Source organism: Pseudomonas sp. sp1636, assembly GCF_030376615.1.
In the GTDB taxonomy this organism is placed as follows: domain Bacteria; phylum Pseudomonadota; class Gammaproteobacteria; order Pseudomonadales; family Pseudomonadaceae; genus Aquipseudomonas.
This window is the reverse complement of sequence record NZ_JARRAB010000005.1, coordinates 87,068-101,850: the sequence shown is the minus strand read 5'-3', so window position 1 is coordinate 101,850 and position 14,783 is coordinate 87,068. Positions and strand designations below refer to the sequence as shown.

The window sequence follows — 14,783 nt, the reverse complement described above, 5'->3', positions numbered from 1 at the left end:
CCGGAAGCCCCCCATGAACATCGAACAGATCCTCGACTTCGCCCAAGCCAGCACCGCCGCCGAGCACTACCGCCCGGCGCCGGAAAAGATCCTCAAGGGCGACCCCGAGCAAAGTGTGCGCAACCACTATGGCAGCCCCTGCGGCCAGTTCAACGCCGGCATCTGGGAGGGCGCGGCCGGCCAGTGGACGGTCAATTACAGCGAGCACGAATACTGCGAAATCCTCCAGGGCGTCTCGGTGTTGCGCGATCAGGACGGCAACGCCAAGACCCTGCGCGCCGGCGACCGCTTCGTCATCCCCGCCGGCTTTACCGGCACCTGGGAAGTGCTGGAAGCCTGCCGCAAGGTCTACGTGATCTTCGAGCAGGCGCCGCACTGACCGGCTCTATTCATGCGTCACCCGTTAGCCCGCCTCGCGCGGGCTTTTTTTCGCCTACGCAGGCGACCAGGTCGCGCCGGGCATGCAGAGGCGCGGCCGCAAGCCACCGACGATAAATCGCCGGCATGAAAAAGCCCGCCATAGGGCGGGCTTTTTCGACAGGAGCCAAGACCAATTACTTGATCTTGCCTTCCTTGTAGATCACGTGCTTACGCACAACCGGATCGAATTTTTTAATTTCGATTTTGTCCGGCATGGTGCGTTTGTTTTTGTCGGTAGTGTAGAAATGACCAGTACCGGCACTCGAGATCAAACGGATCAATTCGCGCATGATTTACTCCTTAAACCTTTTCGCCGCGAGCACGCAGCTCGGACAGAACGACGTCAATACCACGCTTGTCGATGCAACGCATGCCTTTGGCAGAAACGCGCAGACGCACGAAACGGTTCTCAGACTCGACCCAGAAGCGGTGATGCTGCAGGTTCGGCAGGAAACGACGACGGGTTTTGTTGTGTGCGTGGGAAACGTTGTTCCCGGTTACCGGACCCTTACCGGTAACTTGACAGACTCTCGACATGCCTCAGCCCTCTAAAACCACATGCCCAACCCGGCATGGGTTGGCCGCTTATCTTGAATATCATTGGCGCTCGGCGCCGCATTTCTCGAGGGTCTTACCGGCTACACCTGAAAGCGCAAGTACCGGGCCCCTACAAAAGAGCGCTGCTTTATACCAGAAAGCCCGGAGTGCAACAAGGTTAAACGCACTTTCAACCGGCACGCATGCCGCGAAATACCTGTATCCAGGCCACTGGCGTAGGCGGCAGCCGCCGCCGACCGCTCGTCGACAAGCCTGCTGTTCTGGCATTGCTTTATGGTCTAGGGTAAAGCCTTTGTCGGCGCACCGATGGGCGCGCACCGCATTATCAAGGAGTTTGTCATGCGCCTCGCCACCCAAACGCTGCTATTGGCCAGCCTGCTGAGTCCGCTTTTGCTACAGGCCGCCACGCTCAGCGTGTGCACCGAAGCCAGCCCGGACGGCTTTGACGTGGTGCAATACAACTCGCTGACCACCACCAACGCCTCAGCCGACGTATTGATGAACCGCTTGGTGGAGTTCGATGCCGGCAGCGGCCAGTTGCTGCCCAGCCTCGCGCAACGCTGGGAAGTCAGCGAGGACGGCCTGAGCTACCGCTTTGTCTTGCGCGAGGATGTCGCCTTCCACGAAACCGACTATTTCAGCCCCAGCCGCCCGCTGAACGCCGACGACGTGCTGTTCAGCTTCCAGCGCATGCTCGACCCAGCCCACCCTTGGCATCAGGTTGCGCCAGGCGGCTACCCACATGCCCAATCGATGCAGTTGCCCAGCCTGATCAGCAGCATCGACAAGCTCGACGAACACAGCCTGCGCTTTACCCTGAACCGCCCCGACGCCACTTTCCTCGCCACCCTGAGCATGGGCTTCGCCTCGATCTACTCCGCCGAATACGCCGCACAGTTGTTCGCCGCCGGCACTCCGGAGCGACTCAACAGCCAGCCGGTCGGCAGCGGCCCCTTCGTCTTCAAGCGCTTCCAGAAAGACGCGATGGTGCGCTACGAGGCCAACCCCGAGTACTTTGCCGGCAAGCCCGCGGTGGACAACCTGGTCTTCGCCATCACCCCGGACGCCAACGTGCGCCTGCAGAAGCTGCGCCGTGGCGAATGCCATATCGCCCTCTCGCCCAAGCCGCAGGATGTGTTAGCCAGCGCCGCCGATGCCGACCTGCAGAGCGTGCACACCGCCGCCTTCATGACCGCCTTCGTCGGCATCAACAGCCAGCACGCACCGCTGGATAACACCGCCGTGCGCCAGGCCATCAACCTGGCCTTCGACAAAGCCAGCTACTTGCAAGCGGTGTTCGAGAACAGCGCCGAAATGGCCGACGGCCCCTATCCGCCCAACACCTGGAGCTACGCCACGGAGCTGCCCGGCTATGCCCACGACCCGGATCGGGCCCGCGCCCTGCTGGCCGAAGCCGGCCTGGCCGAGGGCTTCAAGACCTCCATCTGGACACGCCCCAGCGGCAGCCTGCTCAACCCCAACCCGAGCCTCGGCGCCCAGTTGTTGCAGGCCGACCTGGCCAAGGTCGGCATTCAGGCCGAGATCCGCGTGATCGAATGGGGCGAGTTGATCCGCCGCGCCAAGGCCGGCGAACACGACCTGCTGTTCATGGGCTGGGCCGGCGATAACGGCGACCCGGACAACTTCCTCACCCCGCAATTCGCTTGCGCCTCTCTCGAGTCGGGACTCAATTTCGCCCGTTACTGCGACCCGCAACTGGACAAGCTGATCGCCGCCGGCAAAACCGCCAGCGACCAGGAACAACGCAGCCAGCTGTATCGGCAAGCGCAGCGGATCATCCAGCAACAGGCGCTGTGGCTGCCCCTGGCGCACCCAACCGCTTACGCCTTGATCCGCAAGGAAGTCGAGGGTTATCGGGTCAGTCCCTTCGGCCGCCAGGATTTTTCCAAGGTGCGCGTGGGCCCCTGAACGGCCCCGCTACAGCCAGCCATACTCGGCCATCGACAGCGGTTCGCCGTCGCCGACGATAAAATGATCGAGCACCCGTACATCGACCAGCTCCAGGGCCTCCTTCAGGCGCTTGGTCAGCACCCGATCCGCCTGACTCGGCTCGGCCACGCCGGAGGGATGGTTATGGGTCAGGATCAGCGCCGCGGCGTTGTGCGCCAACGCCCGCTTGACCACTTGCCGCGGATAGACACTGGCGCTGTCGATGGAGCCGTGGAACAGCGCCTCGAAGGCCAGCACTCGGTGCTTGGCATCGAGAAACAGGCAGCCGAACACCTCATGCGGCTCATGCCGCAACAGGGCCTTGAGGTAGTCGCGCACCGCCTGCGGGCTCTCCAGCGCCGAATCGCGCCGCAGTTGCTCGGCCAGGTGGCGACGGGCCATCTCCAGCACCGCTTGCAGCTGGGCGAACTTGGCCGGCCCCAGCCCGAGGCGCTGGCTGAAGGACGGCAAATCCGCCTGCATCAGGGCGCGCAGCCCGCCGAAATCAGCAAGCAGATGACGCGCCAGATCCACCGCGCTTTGCCCGGCCACGCCGGTACGCAGGAAGATCGCCAGCAGCTCGGCGTCGCCCAGGCTAGCGGCCCCTTGGGCCAGAAGTTTCTCCCGCGGGCGTTCCGCCGCGGGCCAATCGCGAATACTCATACCACCTCCCTGTCGAGCCCTGCACCTGGCGACCCTGAAACGGCCGTGCGGCCTTGGTCTGGCAAGTTCCTGCGGCGCTTTTCCGCTGCGGCCGCTGTGCTATCTTAGCCCATCTTTTTGCGCGGCGACTGGCCTGGGGAGGCGTCTCCGCCGCGGCGCACATCCACCCAACTATAAGAAGGCAGGCCTATGCAGCGGCTATATCGAAAACGCATCGTTCTCGGCGTGGGTGGCGGGATTGCCGCCTATAAGAGCGCAGAGCTGGTTCGTCGCCTGCGCGACCAGGGGGCAGACGTGCACGTGGTCATGACCCGTGGCGGCCGCGAATTCATCACGCCACTGACCCTGCAGGCACTCTCCGGCCATCCGGTGCACCTGGATCTGCTCGATCCCGCCGCCGAAGCCGCCATGGGCCATATCGAACTGGCGCGTTGGGCCGACCTGGTGCTGATCGCCCCGGCCACCGCCGACCTGATGGCGCGCCTGGCCCAGGGTGTCGCCGATGATCTGCTGACCACCCTGGTGCTGGCCACCGATGCCCCGGTAGCCCTGGCACCGGCGATGAACCAGGCGATGTGGCGCGACCCGGCCACCCAAGCCAATGCCCAACTGCTCAGCGAACGCGGCCTGCGCCTGTTCGGCCCCGCCGCCGGCGAACAGGCCTGCGGCGACGTCGGCCTCGGCCGCATGCTCGAAGCCGACGAGCTGGCGCAATGCGCCGCCGACTGTTTCCAGAACCAGGCCCTGACCGGCAAGCACGTGCTGATCACCGCAGGTCCGACCCAGGAAAATATCGATCCGGTGCGTTACATCACCAACCACAGCTCCGGCAAGATGGGCTTCGCCCTCGCCGAGGCTGCCGCCGAAGCCGGCGCCAAAGTAACCCTGATCTGCGGCCCGGTGCACTTGCCGACTCCGGATCGGGTCAGCCGTATCGATGTGGTCAGCGCCCGCGACATGCTCGCGGCCTGCGAAGCGGCGATGCCCTGCGATCTGCTGATCGCGGCAGCCGCCGTCGCCGATTACCGCCCGGAAGTGGTCGCGCAGCACAAATTGAAGAAAGACCCCAGCAGCGGCGACGGCCTGCTCCTGCAAATGGTGCGCAACCCGGATATCCTCGCCACCCTGGCCGGGCGCGCCGACCGACCGTTCAGCGTCGGTTTCGCCGCCGAGACCGAGAACCTGCTGGGCTATGCCTCGCGCAAGCTCAAGGACAAGAACCTCGACCTGATCGTCGCCAACGACGTGGCCAACCCCAGCATCGGCTTCAACAGCGAGGATAACGCCATCACCATCATCGATCGCGAGTTGCGCCAAAGCAGTTTCGCCCAGACCAGCAAAAGCAAGATCGCCCGCCAACTGGTGGACTTTATCGCCGACCGTTTGCAGCGCGGCTGACGCACTCATTCACCGACCACAGAGCCTGACATGCACGCCTTACAAGCCAAGATCCTCGACCCGCGCCTGGGCACTGAGTTCCCCCTGCCGCAGTACGCCACGCCAGGCTCCGCCGGCCTCGATCTGCGCGCCATGCTCAAGCAGGAGCTGGTTCTCGAACCCGGACAAACCGTGCTGATTCCCACCGGCCTGTCGATCTATATCGGCGATCCGGGCCTGGCGGCGCTGATCCTGCCACGCTCGGGTCTCGGTCACAAACACGGCATCGTGCTCGGCAACCTGGTCGGCCTGATCGATTCGGACTACCAGGGCGAGCTGATGGTGTCCTGCTGGAACCGCGGGCAAAGCGCGTTCAGCATGGCGATTGGCGAGCGTATCGCGCAGCTGATCCTGGTGCCGGTGGTGCAGGCGCACTTCGACCTGGTCGAGCAGTTCGATCAGAGCCAGCGCGGCAGCGGCGGCTTTGGCCACTCCGGCAGCCACTGATTGCCTTTACCCATTCCAGGAAGAATTGCCGAGGAGACGTTCGATGAAACGCTTCAAGCGCACCGCCAAGGACGCCATCGCCCCCCGCACGAGCGCGAAGCTGGCGGGCACGGGTAAACAGACCGCCAACGCCCTGCTTCCAGGCGTGCCGGGCGTCATCAGCGGCTTGCTTCTGGCTGGCGCACTGCTCTGGTTCGGCGTATTCAACAGCGCGCAACAGCAGCAACAGCAACAACTCACCCAGGCCTGGGGCGACGCCCAGGCCGCTGCCTTGCAGCAATCCCTCCGGCAACTGGCCGCAGACACCCGCACCGCGGCGCGCAACCCCGAGCTGCTGCAAGCCCTGCACAGCCGGGACAGCCAACAGGTGCGCGCAGCCGAACGCAATCTGCGCTACTGGGATGGGGTGATCGATGCCCACCTCAATGCCCGCGGCGAAGCGGTGCAGGACATGGGCCGCGACGCGCCGATGAACTTTGCCGCGCTGGATATGCTACGGCGCGTGGAAAACGGCCAGATACCGGCTGCCGAAGCCTACAAGGTCGGCCAGCGCTGGCTGGTCTACAGCGCTGCGCCGCTGCGTCCAAGCGATGACCAGCCAGCGCTGGGCACCCTGCTGCTGGCCGTCGAGCTGGATCGCCTGCTGGCCAATTTACCGCCGCTGCCGGCCGACGCCGGCCAACTGCAGCTGCTTCAGCAATTCGGCAACTCCGCCGGCCAGATACTGGCGCAGCGCGGTCAGGCCCAGGGTGCCGGGCAAAGCCTCAACAGTGGCAATCCGAACTGGCAACTCAGCTTCACCCCGGGGCCGAGCCTGAGCGCAGCGGCCTTCTCGCCCACCCTGCTTGGCCTGGCCACCCTGCTCGCGCTGGCTGGCGCCCTGCTTGGTCTCTACCTGGTATACCGCGGCCAGCAACAGCGCCTGCACAAGGATGCCTTGCAACTTGGCCAACTGGTTAAAGAACTCTCCGCCGGGAAAACCGTCAAAGCTTTCAGCCTGAGCCTGCCGGCGCTCGACCGCCTGGCACAAACCCTGACCCACCTGCCGCACCGCGCCAACACACCGGCAGCAAACCCCAACAGCGGCGGCAACGCTTCGCCCGCAGCAGCCCCCAGCCCAACGGCCGGACTGATCAACCCACTGTTTCAAGACACCGACATTCTCGATATCGACATTCTCGACGAAGACCAGGATCTCCTGGGACTGGAGCAACTCCCGCTGATGAACGCCCCGCAAACAGCCCCGAGATTGCCCGCCGATATCTTCCGCGCCTACGACATTCGCGGCGTGGTCGGCGGCAGCCTGAGCGCAGAAACCGCCTATTGGGTCGGCCGCGCCGTGGGCTCGCAGAGCCTGGCGCAGGGCGAACCGCATGTCGCGGTGGGCCGCGATGGCCGCCTGTCCGGCCCGGAGCTGGTCGAGCAGCTGATTCAGGGCCTGCTCGACTGTGGCTGCCACGTCAGCGATGTCGGCATGGTGCCGACCCCGGTGGTCTACTACGCCGGGCATATCCTCGCGGGCAAGTCCGCGGTGATGCTCACCGGCAGCCACAATCCGCCGGACTACAACGGCTTCAAGATCGTCATTGCCGGCGACACCCTGGCCAACGAACAGATTCAGGCGCTCAAGGCGCGTATCGACAACAACGACCTGGCCAGCGGCGTCGGCACGGTCGAGCAGGTCGATGTGCTGGAGCGCTACTTCAAGCAGATCCGTGACGACATCGCCATGGCCAAGCCGATGAAGGTCGTGGTCGATTGCGGCAACGGCGCCGCCGGGGTAATCGCCCCGCAGTTGATCGAAGCCCTGGGCTGCACGGTGATACCCCTGTTCTGCGAGGTCGACGGCAGCTTTCCCAACCACCACCCGGATCCGGGCAGGCCGGAAAACCTGGTCGACCTGATCGCCAAGGTCAAACAAGAGCAGGCCGACCTCGGCCTGGCGTTCGACGGCGACGGCGACCGCGTCGGCGTGGTCACCAACACCGGCACCATCATCTACCCGGATCGCCTGCTGATGCTGTTCGCCAAGGACGTGGTGGCGCGCAATCCCGGTGCCGACATCATCTTCGACGTCAAATGCACCCGCCGCCTGACCCCGCTGATCAGCGGCTACGGCGGGCGTCCGGTGATGTGGAAAACCGGCCACTCGCTGATCAAGAAGAAAATGCGGGAAACCGGCGCCTTGCTGGCCGGCGAGATGAGCGGGCACATCTTCTTCAAGGAACGCTGGTTCGGCTTCGACGACGGCATTTATGCCGCCGCCCGCCTGCTGGAGATTCTCAGCCAGGACAAGCGCGACGCCGAACAGGTGTTCGCGGCGTTCCCCGGCGATATTTCCACCCCGGAAATCAATATCCAGGTCACCGAGCAGAGCAAATTCAGCATCGTCGAGACCCTGCAACGCAACGCTCACTGGGGCGAAGCCAACCTCACCACCCTGGACGGCATACGCGTCGACTACCCTAAGGGCTGGGGCCTGGTACGCGCCTCCAACACCACACCGATGCTGGTGCTGCGCTTCGAGGCCGACAGCGAGGAAGAACTCGAGCGCATCAAGGCAGTATTCCGCGCCCAGCTGCACAGCGCTGCACCCGATATCACTTTGCCGTTTTGATTGAGATTAGCCATGGAGACCCGCATGACCCTCGAACGTGATGCCGCCAGCAACGTCGCCAAAGTCCTGTCCGAAGCGTTGCCGTACATCCGCCGCTTCGTCGGCAAGACCCTGGTGGTCAAGTACGGCGGCAACGCCATGGAAAGCGACGAACTAAAAACCAACTTCGCCCGCGACATCGTGCTGATGAAGGCCGTCGGCATCAACCCGGTGGTGGTGCATGGCGGCGGCCCGCAGATCGGCGACCTGCTCAAGCGCCTGTCGATCGAGAGCCACTTCATCGACGGCATGCGCGTGACCGACGCGCAGACCATGGACGTGGTGGAAATGGTGCTCGGCGGCCAGGTCAACAAGGACATCGTCAACCTGATCAACCGCCACGGCGGCAGCGCCATCGGCCTGACCGGCAAGGACGCCGAACTGATCCGCGCCAAGAAGCTCACCGTAACCCGCCAGACGCCCGAGATGACCCAGCCGGAAATCATCGACATCGGCCACGTCGGCGAAGTCACCGGGGTCAATACCGCCTTGCTCAACATGCTGGTCAAGGGCGATTTCATCCCGGTGATCGCACCGATCGGCGTTGGCGCGCAAGGCGAGTCCTACAACATCAACGCCGACCTGGTCGCCGGCAAGGTGGCCGAGGCCTTGAAGGCCGAGAAACTGATCCTGCTGACCAATATCGCCGGCCTGCTGGACAAGCAGGGCGAGGTGCTCACCGGCCTGACCACCGAACAGGTCGATGGCCTGATCGCCGACGGCACTATCTATGGCGGCATGCTGCCGAAGATCCGTTGCGCCCTCGAAGCGGTGCAGGGCGGCGTGACCAGCGCGCACATCATCGACGGCCGCGTGCCCAACGCGGTGCTGCTGGAAATTTTCACCGACAGCGGTGTCGGCACGCAGATCTGCAACCGCAAGCGTCACTAACACACGCGGGGCTTTCCACAACCCGCCACGTCAACCAAACAGACCGAATCGGCCCGCACAATCGGGCCGATTCGCCATCTGCATGAAAGCGGCGCGGCGCCGCCGAAGGCCTGGCAGCCCGTCCGAGAATGCTATTGACGGCCTGTTGTCGGTTGGCGCCGAGGCACGAGCCCAACCAAGCCCCCTACCGGGCTTGGCGAAACTCATACGGCGCGACGCCCCCGCAAAATCGGCCGCCGAAACGGCAACCTAGGTAGTTTTTCAACGGCCAGCTAGAGCCGCCGGCCCAGCAACTCGCCAAGACGCTCACGATCGGCGGCAAAGCTGGCCTGGGCCTGCTTGCGCGCCTCCTGGTAGCGGGCAATGTCCTTGTACAGACGTAGCTGTTCATCTTTCTGATTGTCGATCTGCGCCAGCAGGTGCTCCGGCACTGCGCGCCCGGCACGCTCATGATCCGCGGCCTGACTCTGCAAGTTGGCCTGCTGGGTGCGTGCCGACTGCAAGTTGCCGCGCGCCACGCCGATCAAGCCGTCCAGCTCGGCCAATTTGCGATCGCGGGCACGGTCGATATCCTCGGGCGTGCTATACAGGCGCAGCAGCTGGGCATCGGAATTGGCGCGGGCCTTGTCAGCCAACAACCGCCGCATTTCCTCAGCGCTCGGTGCCGGCGGAATAACCTTGATCACCCGCCCCTGATCATTGAGCACCTCGTAACCCTTGGCGATGAACTCCGGCGGCACGCCTTGCCGGTTGAGTACGGTGATGCCCTGATCATCGGTATAGCGGTACAGCTCAGTGGCGCCCGCCACAATCGGCAGCAGCAAACCGAACAACAGCGAACAGCGGAACAGCGCCGGTTTGCACATTGAGGCAGCACCCTAAGTCGAGGAGTTAGATTCCATATTCGCTGCGGTAGGCTTCTACGGCCGGCAAATACTGCTTGAGTTGAGCGTCGTCCGCCAGGTACTCCAACACCAGCTCGAGCGACACGATGCTCACCACCGGCATGCCGAAGTCGCGCTCGACCTCCTGGATCGCCGACAATTGGCCCTGGCCACGTTCCTGGCGATTCAATGCAATCAGCACGCCGGCGGCTTGCGCGCCCTGGGCCTGGATAATCTGCATCACCTCGCGGATCGCGGTACCGGCGGTGATCACGTCATCGACGATCAGCACCCGGCCGGCCAGCGGCGCACCGACCAGGGTGCCACCTTCGCCGTGATCCTTGGCCTCTTTGCGGTTAAAACACCAGGGCAGGTCGCGCTGATGATGCTCGGCCAGCGCCACCGCCGTGGTCGCCGCCAACGGGATGCCCTTGTAGGCCGGACCGAACAACACATCGAAGGCAATCCCGCTGTCGACCACCGCGGCGGCGTAGAAGCGCCCCAGCCGGGCCAGCGCCAAGCCGCTGTCGAACAGCCCGGCGTTGAAAAAATACGGGCTGGTGCGCCCCGACTTGAGGGTGAACTGACCGAAGCGCAGAACCCCGCGCTCAATGGCAAAACGAATGAAATCGCGCTGGTACGCTTGCATGAAAAGCCCCGGACGGCACGGATTTAGCTAGGAATTTAGCTTATTTGAGATGAGCTCGGGTATCATACACGCACGTGTTTTTAGGGGCCATTTATGCGGATCATCAGTGTGAACGTAAATGGCATTCATGCTGCAGTCGAGCGCGGTTTGCTCAGCTGGTTACAAGCACAGAATGCCGACGTCATCTGCCTGCAGGACACCCGCGCCTCCGCCTTTGAACTGGACGACCAAGCCTTCCAACTGGATGGCTATTTCCTCTATGCCTGCGATGCCGAAGTACCAAGCCAAGGTGGCGTGGCACTGTATTCGCGGTTGCAACCCAAGGCGGTAATCAGCGGTCTCGGCTTTGAAATGGCCGATCGCTACGGGCGCTACCTGCAGGCCGATTTCGACAAGGTGAGTATTGCCACGCTGCTGCTGCCATCCGGGCAGGGCAGCGACGAGAGCTTGAATCAGAAATTCAAGTTCATGGACGATTTCACCCACTACCTGGACAAACAGCGACGCAAGCGCCGCGAGTACATCTATTGCGGCTCGTTGCACGTGGCGCACCAGAAGCTCGACGTGAAGAACTGGCGCGACTGCCAGCAATCGCCGGGTTTCCTCGCCCCGGAACGGGCCTGGCTGGACGAAGTGATCGGCAGCATGGGCTATGTCGATGCCCTGCGCGAAGTCAGTCGCGAAGGCGACCAGTTCAGCTGGTGGCCGGACAGCGAGCAGGCCGAGATGCTCAACCTGGGCTATCGCTTCGACTATCACCTGCTCACCCCCGGCATGCGCCGCAGCGTGCGCACCGCGCGCTTGCCGCGCCAGCCGCGCTTCTCGCAGCATGCGCCGCTGATTGTCGATTACGACTGGATTCTCAGCGTCTAGCGCGAGCAGCAGATACAAAAAAACCGGCCGCTGGCCGGTTTTCTTGTATCTGCACGCGGCTTACTTCACCAAGCGCCAACTGAAGGGATAGCGGTAGGCCTGGCCCTCGTTGGCCTTGATCCCGGCGATAATGGTCAGCACCAGGGCACCCACCCCCACCAGCACCAGCAGCGGGAAACCGATCACCACCACCATCAACAGGAAACACAACACCGCCGCCAGCGCCACGCTGATCTGGAAGTTCAAGGCTTCCTTGCCCTGCTGATCGACGAAAGGATCGAGATCCTTCTTGATCTGCCAGACGATCAAGGGCCCGAGCAGGTTGCCGAAGGGGAACGCCAGCCCGAGAAAGGCGGCAAAGTGACAGAACATGGCCCACTGGCGCGCATCCTGGCCAGGTGTCGGCACCGGGGTTTGCAGGTTTTCGTCCATCGTTACCCTCCTTAGCAGAACATCAACGCTCAGTCGGCCAATGCCGCCTGCTGCAACTCGAACAATTCGCTCACGCCCTTATGCGCCAGGGCCAACATGGCGTTCAACTCTGCCGGCTGGAACGGCGCGCCTTCGGCGGTGCCTTGCACCTCGATAAAGCCGCCGGCGCTGGTCATCACCACGTTGAGGTCGGTCTCGGCCGCGGAGTCCTCCAGGTAATCCAGGTCGAGCACCGGCTCGCCCTGGTACATGCCGACCGACACCGCCGCGATCATCTGCTTGAGCGGATCGCCGCCTTTCAGGCCGCCGCGCTTCTTGATCACCTTCAGCGCATCGACCAATGCCACCATGGCGCCGGTGATCGATGCAGTACGGGTACCGCCATCGGCCTGGATCACGTCGCAGTCGACGTACAGGGTATTTTCGCCCAGCTTGCTCATGTCCAGCGCGGCGCGCAGCGAGCGGCCGATCAGGCGCTGGATCTCCAGGGTGCGCCCGCCCTGCTTGCCACGACTGGCCTCGCGCTGGTTACGCTCGCCGGTGGCGCGCGGCAGCATGCCGTACTCGGCAGTCAACCAACCCTGACCCTGGCCCTTGAGGAAACGCGGCACGCCCGACTCGACGCTGACCGTGCAAATCACCTTGGTGTCACCGAATTCCACCAGCACCGAGCCTTCGGCATGCTTGGTGTAGTTGCGGGTGATACGGATCGAGCGCAACTGATCGGCGCTGCGGCCACTGGGACGTTTCATCGAGGAATACCTGCTCTGAATAGAAATCTACGGGGCATTATAGGGCGCGCACGCCGGCAACGACATGCCGAATTGGGAGCGACCGATGCACTGCGCTACAATCGCGCGCCTTTCGTACCGACTTTCCGCGAGGTTCGCCCATGATCCACAGCATGACTGCCTTCGCCCGCGCCGAGCAGGCCGGAACCAATGGCACCCTGAGCTGGGAACTGCGCTCGGTCAACCACCGCTACCTGGAGCCGCACCTGCGCCTGCCGGACACCTTGCGCGACCTCGAAGGCACGGTGCGCGAGGCGCTGCGCAATGGCTTGTCGCGCGGCAAGGTCGAATGCACCCTGCGCTTCGCCGAAGACAGCGCCGGCAAGCCCCTGCAAGTGGATCGCGAGCGCGCCGCCCAGCTGGTCGCCGCGGCGGAAAGCGTCGCCAGCCTGATCAAACATCCGGCGCCGCTCAATCCACTGGAAGTCTTGAGCTGGCCAGGGGTGCTGGTCGCCGACGCCGCCGACCCGCAAGCCCTCAACAAAGCGGCCCTGGGCCTGTTCAAGCAAGCGCTGGGCGAGCTCAAGCAAAGCCGCGCGCGCGAAGGCATCGAACTGGCCAAACTGCTTAACGAGCGCCTGGACAGCATCGACGGCGAAGTCGCGACCCTGCGCGAACTGGTACCGCAGATGCTCGCCTTGCAACGGCAGAAAATCCTCGAACGCAGCGCCGAGCTGCAGGCCGAACTCGACCCGCAGCGCCTGGAACAAGAGCTGGTGATCCTCGCCCAGAAAAGCGATGTCGCCGAAGAGCTGGATCGCCTGAGCACCCATGTCGGCGAAGTGCGCCGCGTGCTCAAGAGCGGTGGCGCCGCCGGTCGGCGCCTGGACTTCCTGATGCAGGAACTCAACCGCGAAGCCAACACCCTCGGCTCCAAGGCCTTCGATACCCGCAGCACCCAGGCGGCGGTCAACCTCAAGGTGCTGATCGAGCAGATGCGCGAGCAAGTGCAGAACATCGAGTAAAAACCACTGCGCGAGGCTATGCTGCGTTGCGCCTTGCGCCCCACACGGATGCGGCCCTAGCCGTCGCTCGCGACGTATTCAAGACCTGAAAGAACAGAAAAGACCGTCCCAGGAAACACTCTATGGCCATCACCACCGGCACCCTCTACATCATTTCCGCCCCTTCCGGCGCCGGCAAGACCAGCCTGGTCAAGGCGTTGATCGACAGCGAAGCCCAAGTCCGCGTCTCGGTCTCGCACACCACGCGCGCCATGCGCCCTGGCGAGGTGGACGGGGTGAATTACCACTTCGTCAATCGCGACCGGTTTCACGCGATGATCGACCACAGCGAATTGCTCGAACACGCCGAAGTCTTCGGCAACCTCTACGGCACCTCGCAAACCTGGGTCGAGCAGACACTTACCGAAGGCTTCGACCTGATCCTGGAAATCGACTGGCAGGGCGCCCAACAAGTACGCCGCCTGATGCCTCAGTCCAAATCCATCTTCATCCTGCCGCCCACCCAGGAGGCTCTGCGCCACCGCCTGACCAATCGCGGCCAGGACAGCGGCGAAATCATCGAGCGGCGCATGCGCGAGGCCGTCAGCGAAATGAGCCACTACGTCGAATACGACTACCTGCTGATCAACGACGACTTCGCCCATGCGCTCAGCGACCTGAAGGCCATCTTCCGCGCCAACCAGTTGCTGCAAAGCCCGCAACAACAGCGTCACGCCGGCCTGCTCAGCGAATTGCTGGCCTGAAGGCAGGCGCAAGCAGCACGCCACACGCCGGGCTCACAGCCGGCTATTTCTTGCCGCTTGTAGCTTAAAGCTTGCGGCAGCCCCACGGGCTTAACTAGACTATCCAGTCCGCTCGCCCATCTGGGCCCAGCCTTATTTTGCATTTGCTACGAGGAACACCATGGCTCGCGTTACCGTCGAAGATTGCCTGGACCACGTTGAGAACCGTTTTGAACTGGTCATGCTCGCCACCAAGCGTTCGCGCCAGCTCGCCACTGGCGGCAAAGAGCCGAAACTCGCGTGGGAAAATGACAAGCCGACCGTGGTCGCTCTGCGTGAAATCGCCGCCGGCCTGATGAGCTACGACGTCATCGCCCAAGACGAAATCATCGAAGAAGAGCCCCTGTTCGCGGCCTTCGAGGATGAGGCCAACGAGCCTCTGTAA

General features: G+C 63.5%; 17 protein-coding genes. 10 read left to right on the top strand and 7 right to left on the bottom strand.

All coding sequences use genetic code 11. From position 1 onward, the window contains the following. Positions 1 to 13: 13 nt before the first annotated feature. Positions 14 to 379: a cupin domain-containing protein gene (locus tag P8H27_RS06870; RefSeq protein WP_289635968.1), complete on the top strand. Its 366-nt coding sequence runs from the start codon at positions 14 to 16 to the stop codon at positions 377 to 379. A 175-nt stretch (positions 380 to 554) separates the two neighbouring features. Here the strand turns inward: P8H27_RS06870 and rpmG are convergent, their stop codons facing one another. After that, the gene (gene rpmG, locus P8H27_RS06865; RefSeq protein ID WP_090499893.1) at positions 555 to 710 is read right to left on the bottom strand and encodes a 50S ribosomal protein L33; all 156 of its coding nucleotides are present in this window, start codon (positions 708 to 710) and stop codon (positions 555 to 557) included. 10 nt (positions 711 to 720) lie between these two features. Beyond that, entirely contained in the window at positions 721 to 957 is a 237-nt protein-coding gene (gene rpmB / locus P8H27_RS06860; protein ID WP_010489195.1) for a 50S ribosomal protein L28, read from the bottom strand. 360 nt (positions 958 to 1,317) lie between these two features. Here rpmB and P8H27_RS06855 point away from each other — a divergent pair, with 360 nt between their 5' ends. Continuing rightward, positions 1,318 to 2,907, top strand: coding sequence for an ABC transporter substrate-binding protein (locus P8H27_RS06855; RefSeq protein ID WP_289635967.1), 1,590 nt, complete (start codon positions 1,318 to 1,320; stop codon positions 2,905 to 2,907). Between the two features lie 9 nt (positions 2,908 to 2,916). On the opposite strand, the gene radC is transcribed toward P8H27_RS06855, so the two are convergent. Then, positions 2,917 to 3,591, bottom strand: coding sequence for a DNA repair protein RadC (radC, locus tag P8H27_RS06850; RefSeq protein ID WP_289635966.1), 675 nt, complete (start codon positions 3,589 to 3,591; stop codon positions 2,917 to 2,919). A gap of 189 nt (positions 3,592 to 3,780) precedes the next feature. On the opposite strand from radC, the gene coaBC reads away from it, so the two are divergent. The 4 genes from coaBC (at position 3,781) to argB (ending at position 9,022) form a co-directional block, all read left to right on the top strand. Beyond that, a complete protein-coding gene (coaBC, locus tag P8H27_RS06845) occupies positions 3,781 to 4,989 on the top strand; it encodes a bifunctional phosphopantothenoylcysteine decarboxylase/phosphopantothenate--cysteine ligase CoaBC (RefSeq protein ID WP_289635965.1) in 1,209 nt (402 codons plus the stop codon). Positions 4,990 to 5,019: 30 nt separating this feature from the next. After that, positions 5,020 to 5,475: a dUTP diphosphatase gene (dut, locus tag P8H27_RS06840; protein WP_289635964.1), complete on the top strand. Its 456-nt coding sequence runs from the start codon at positions 5,020 to 5,022 to the stop codon at positions 5,473 to 5,475. A 1,222-nt stretch (positions 5,476 to 6,697) separates the two neighbouring features. Then, positions 6,698 to 8,092 carry a phosphomannomutase/phosphoglucomutase gene (gene algC, locus P8H27_RS06835; protein ID WP_289636519.1) on the top strand — a complete coding sequence of 465 codons (1,395 nt, stop codon included), beginning with the start codon at positions 6,698 to 6,700 and terminating at the stop codon, positions 8,090 to 8,092. Positions 8,093 to 8,116: 24 nt separating this feature from the next. Beyond that, complete coding sequence (gene argB / locus P8H27_RS06830; protein ID WP_289635963.1) at positions 8,117 to 9,022, top strand: acetylglutamate kinase; 906 nt, start codon at positions 8,117 to 8,119, stop codon at positions 9,020 to 9,022. Between the two features lie 272 nt (positions 9,023 to 9,294). Here the strand turns inward: argB and P8H27_RS06825 are convergent, their stop codons facing one another. Together P8H27_RS06825 and pyrE are read right to left on the bottom strand one after the other, a co-directional pair. Continuing rightward, complete coding sequence (locus tag P8H27_RS06825) at positions 9,295 to 9,888, bottom strand: DUF4124 domain-containing protein (RefSeq protein WP_289635962.1); 594 nt, start codon at positions 9,886 to 9,888, stop codon at positions 9,295 to 9,297. A gap of 25 nt (positions 9,889 to 9,913) precedes the next feature. After that, positions 9,914 to 10,555 carry an orotate phosphoribosyltransferase gene (gene pyrE, locus P8H27_RS06820; RefSeq protein ID WP_289635961.1) on the bottom strand — a complete coding sequence of 214 codons (642 nt, stop codon included), beginning with the start codon at positions 10,553 to 10,555 and terminating at the stop codon, positions 9,914 to 9,916. Positions 10,556 to 10,648: 93 nt separating this feature from the next. On the opposite strand from pyrE, the gene P8H27_RS06815 reads away from it, so the two are divergent. Then, positions 10,649 to 11,428: an exodeoxyribonuclease III gene (locus tag P8H27_RS06815; RefSeq protein WP_289635960.1), complete on the top strand. Its 780-nt coding sequence runs from the start codon at positions 10,649 to 10,651 to the stop codon at positions 11,426 to 11,428. A 60-nt stretch (positions 11,429 to 11,488) separates the two neighbouring features. On the opposite strand, the gene P8H27_RS06810 is transcribed toward P8H27_RS06815, so the two are convergent. Then, positions 11,489 to 11,860 (bottom strand): DUF4870 domain-containing protein, encoded by a 372-nt coding sequence (locus P8H27_RS06810; RefSeq protein WP_289635959.1) that lies wholly within the window; start codon positions 11,858 to 11,860, stop codon positions 11,489 to 11,491. A 29-nt stretch (positions 11,861 to 11,889) separates the two neighbouring features. Further along, the gene (rph, locus tag P8H27_RS06805) at positions 11,890 to 12,612 is read right to left on the bottom strand and encodes a ribonuclease PH (RefSeq protein ID WP_289635958.1); all 723 of its coding nucleotides are present in this window, start codon (positions 12,610 to 12,612) and stop codon (positions 11,890 to 11,892) included. Positions 12,613 to 12,752: 140 nt separating this feature from the next. Between rph and P8H27_RS06800 the strand changes: the two genes are divergently transcribed. From P8H27_RS06800 to rpoZ, 3 genes are all read left to right on the top strand, one after another. Continuing rightward, positions 12,753 to 13,616: a YicC/YloC family endoribonuclease gene (locus P8H27_RS06800; RefSeq protein ID WP_289635957.1), complete on the top strand. Its 864-nt coding sequence runs from the start codon at positions 12,753 to 12,755 to the stop codon at positions 13,614 to 13,616. A gap of 122 nt (positions 13,617 to 13,738) precedes the next feature. Further along, on the top strand, positions 13,739 to 14,359 hold the full coding sequence (gmk, locus tag P8H27_RS06795; protein ID WP_289635956.1) for a guanylate kinase: 621 nt from the start codon (positions 13,739 to 13,741) through the stop codon (positions 14,357 to 14,359). Positions 14,360 to 14,519: 160 nt separating this feature from the next. Then, positions 14,520 to 14,783: a DNA-directed RNA polymerase subunit omega gene (gene rpoZ / locus P8H27_RS06790; RefSeq protein WP_079203875.1), complete on the top strand. Its 264-nt coding sequence runs from the start codon at positions 14,520 to 14,522 to the stop codon at positions 14,781 to 14,783.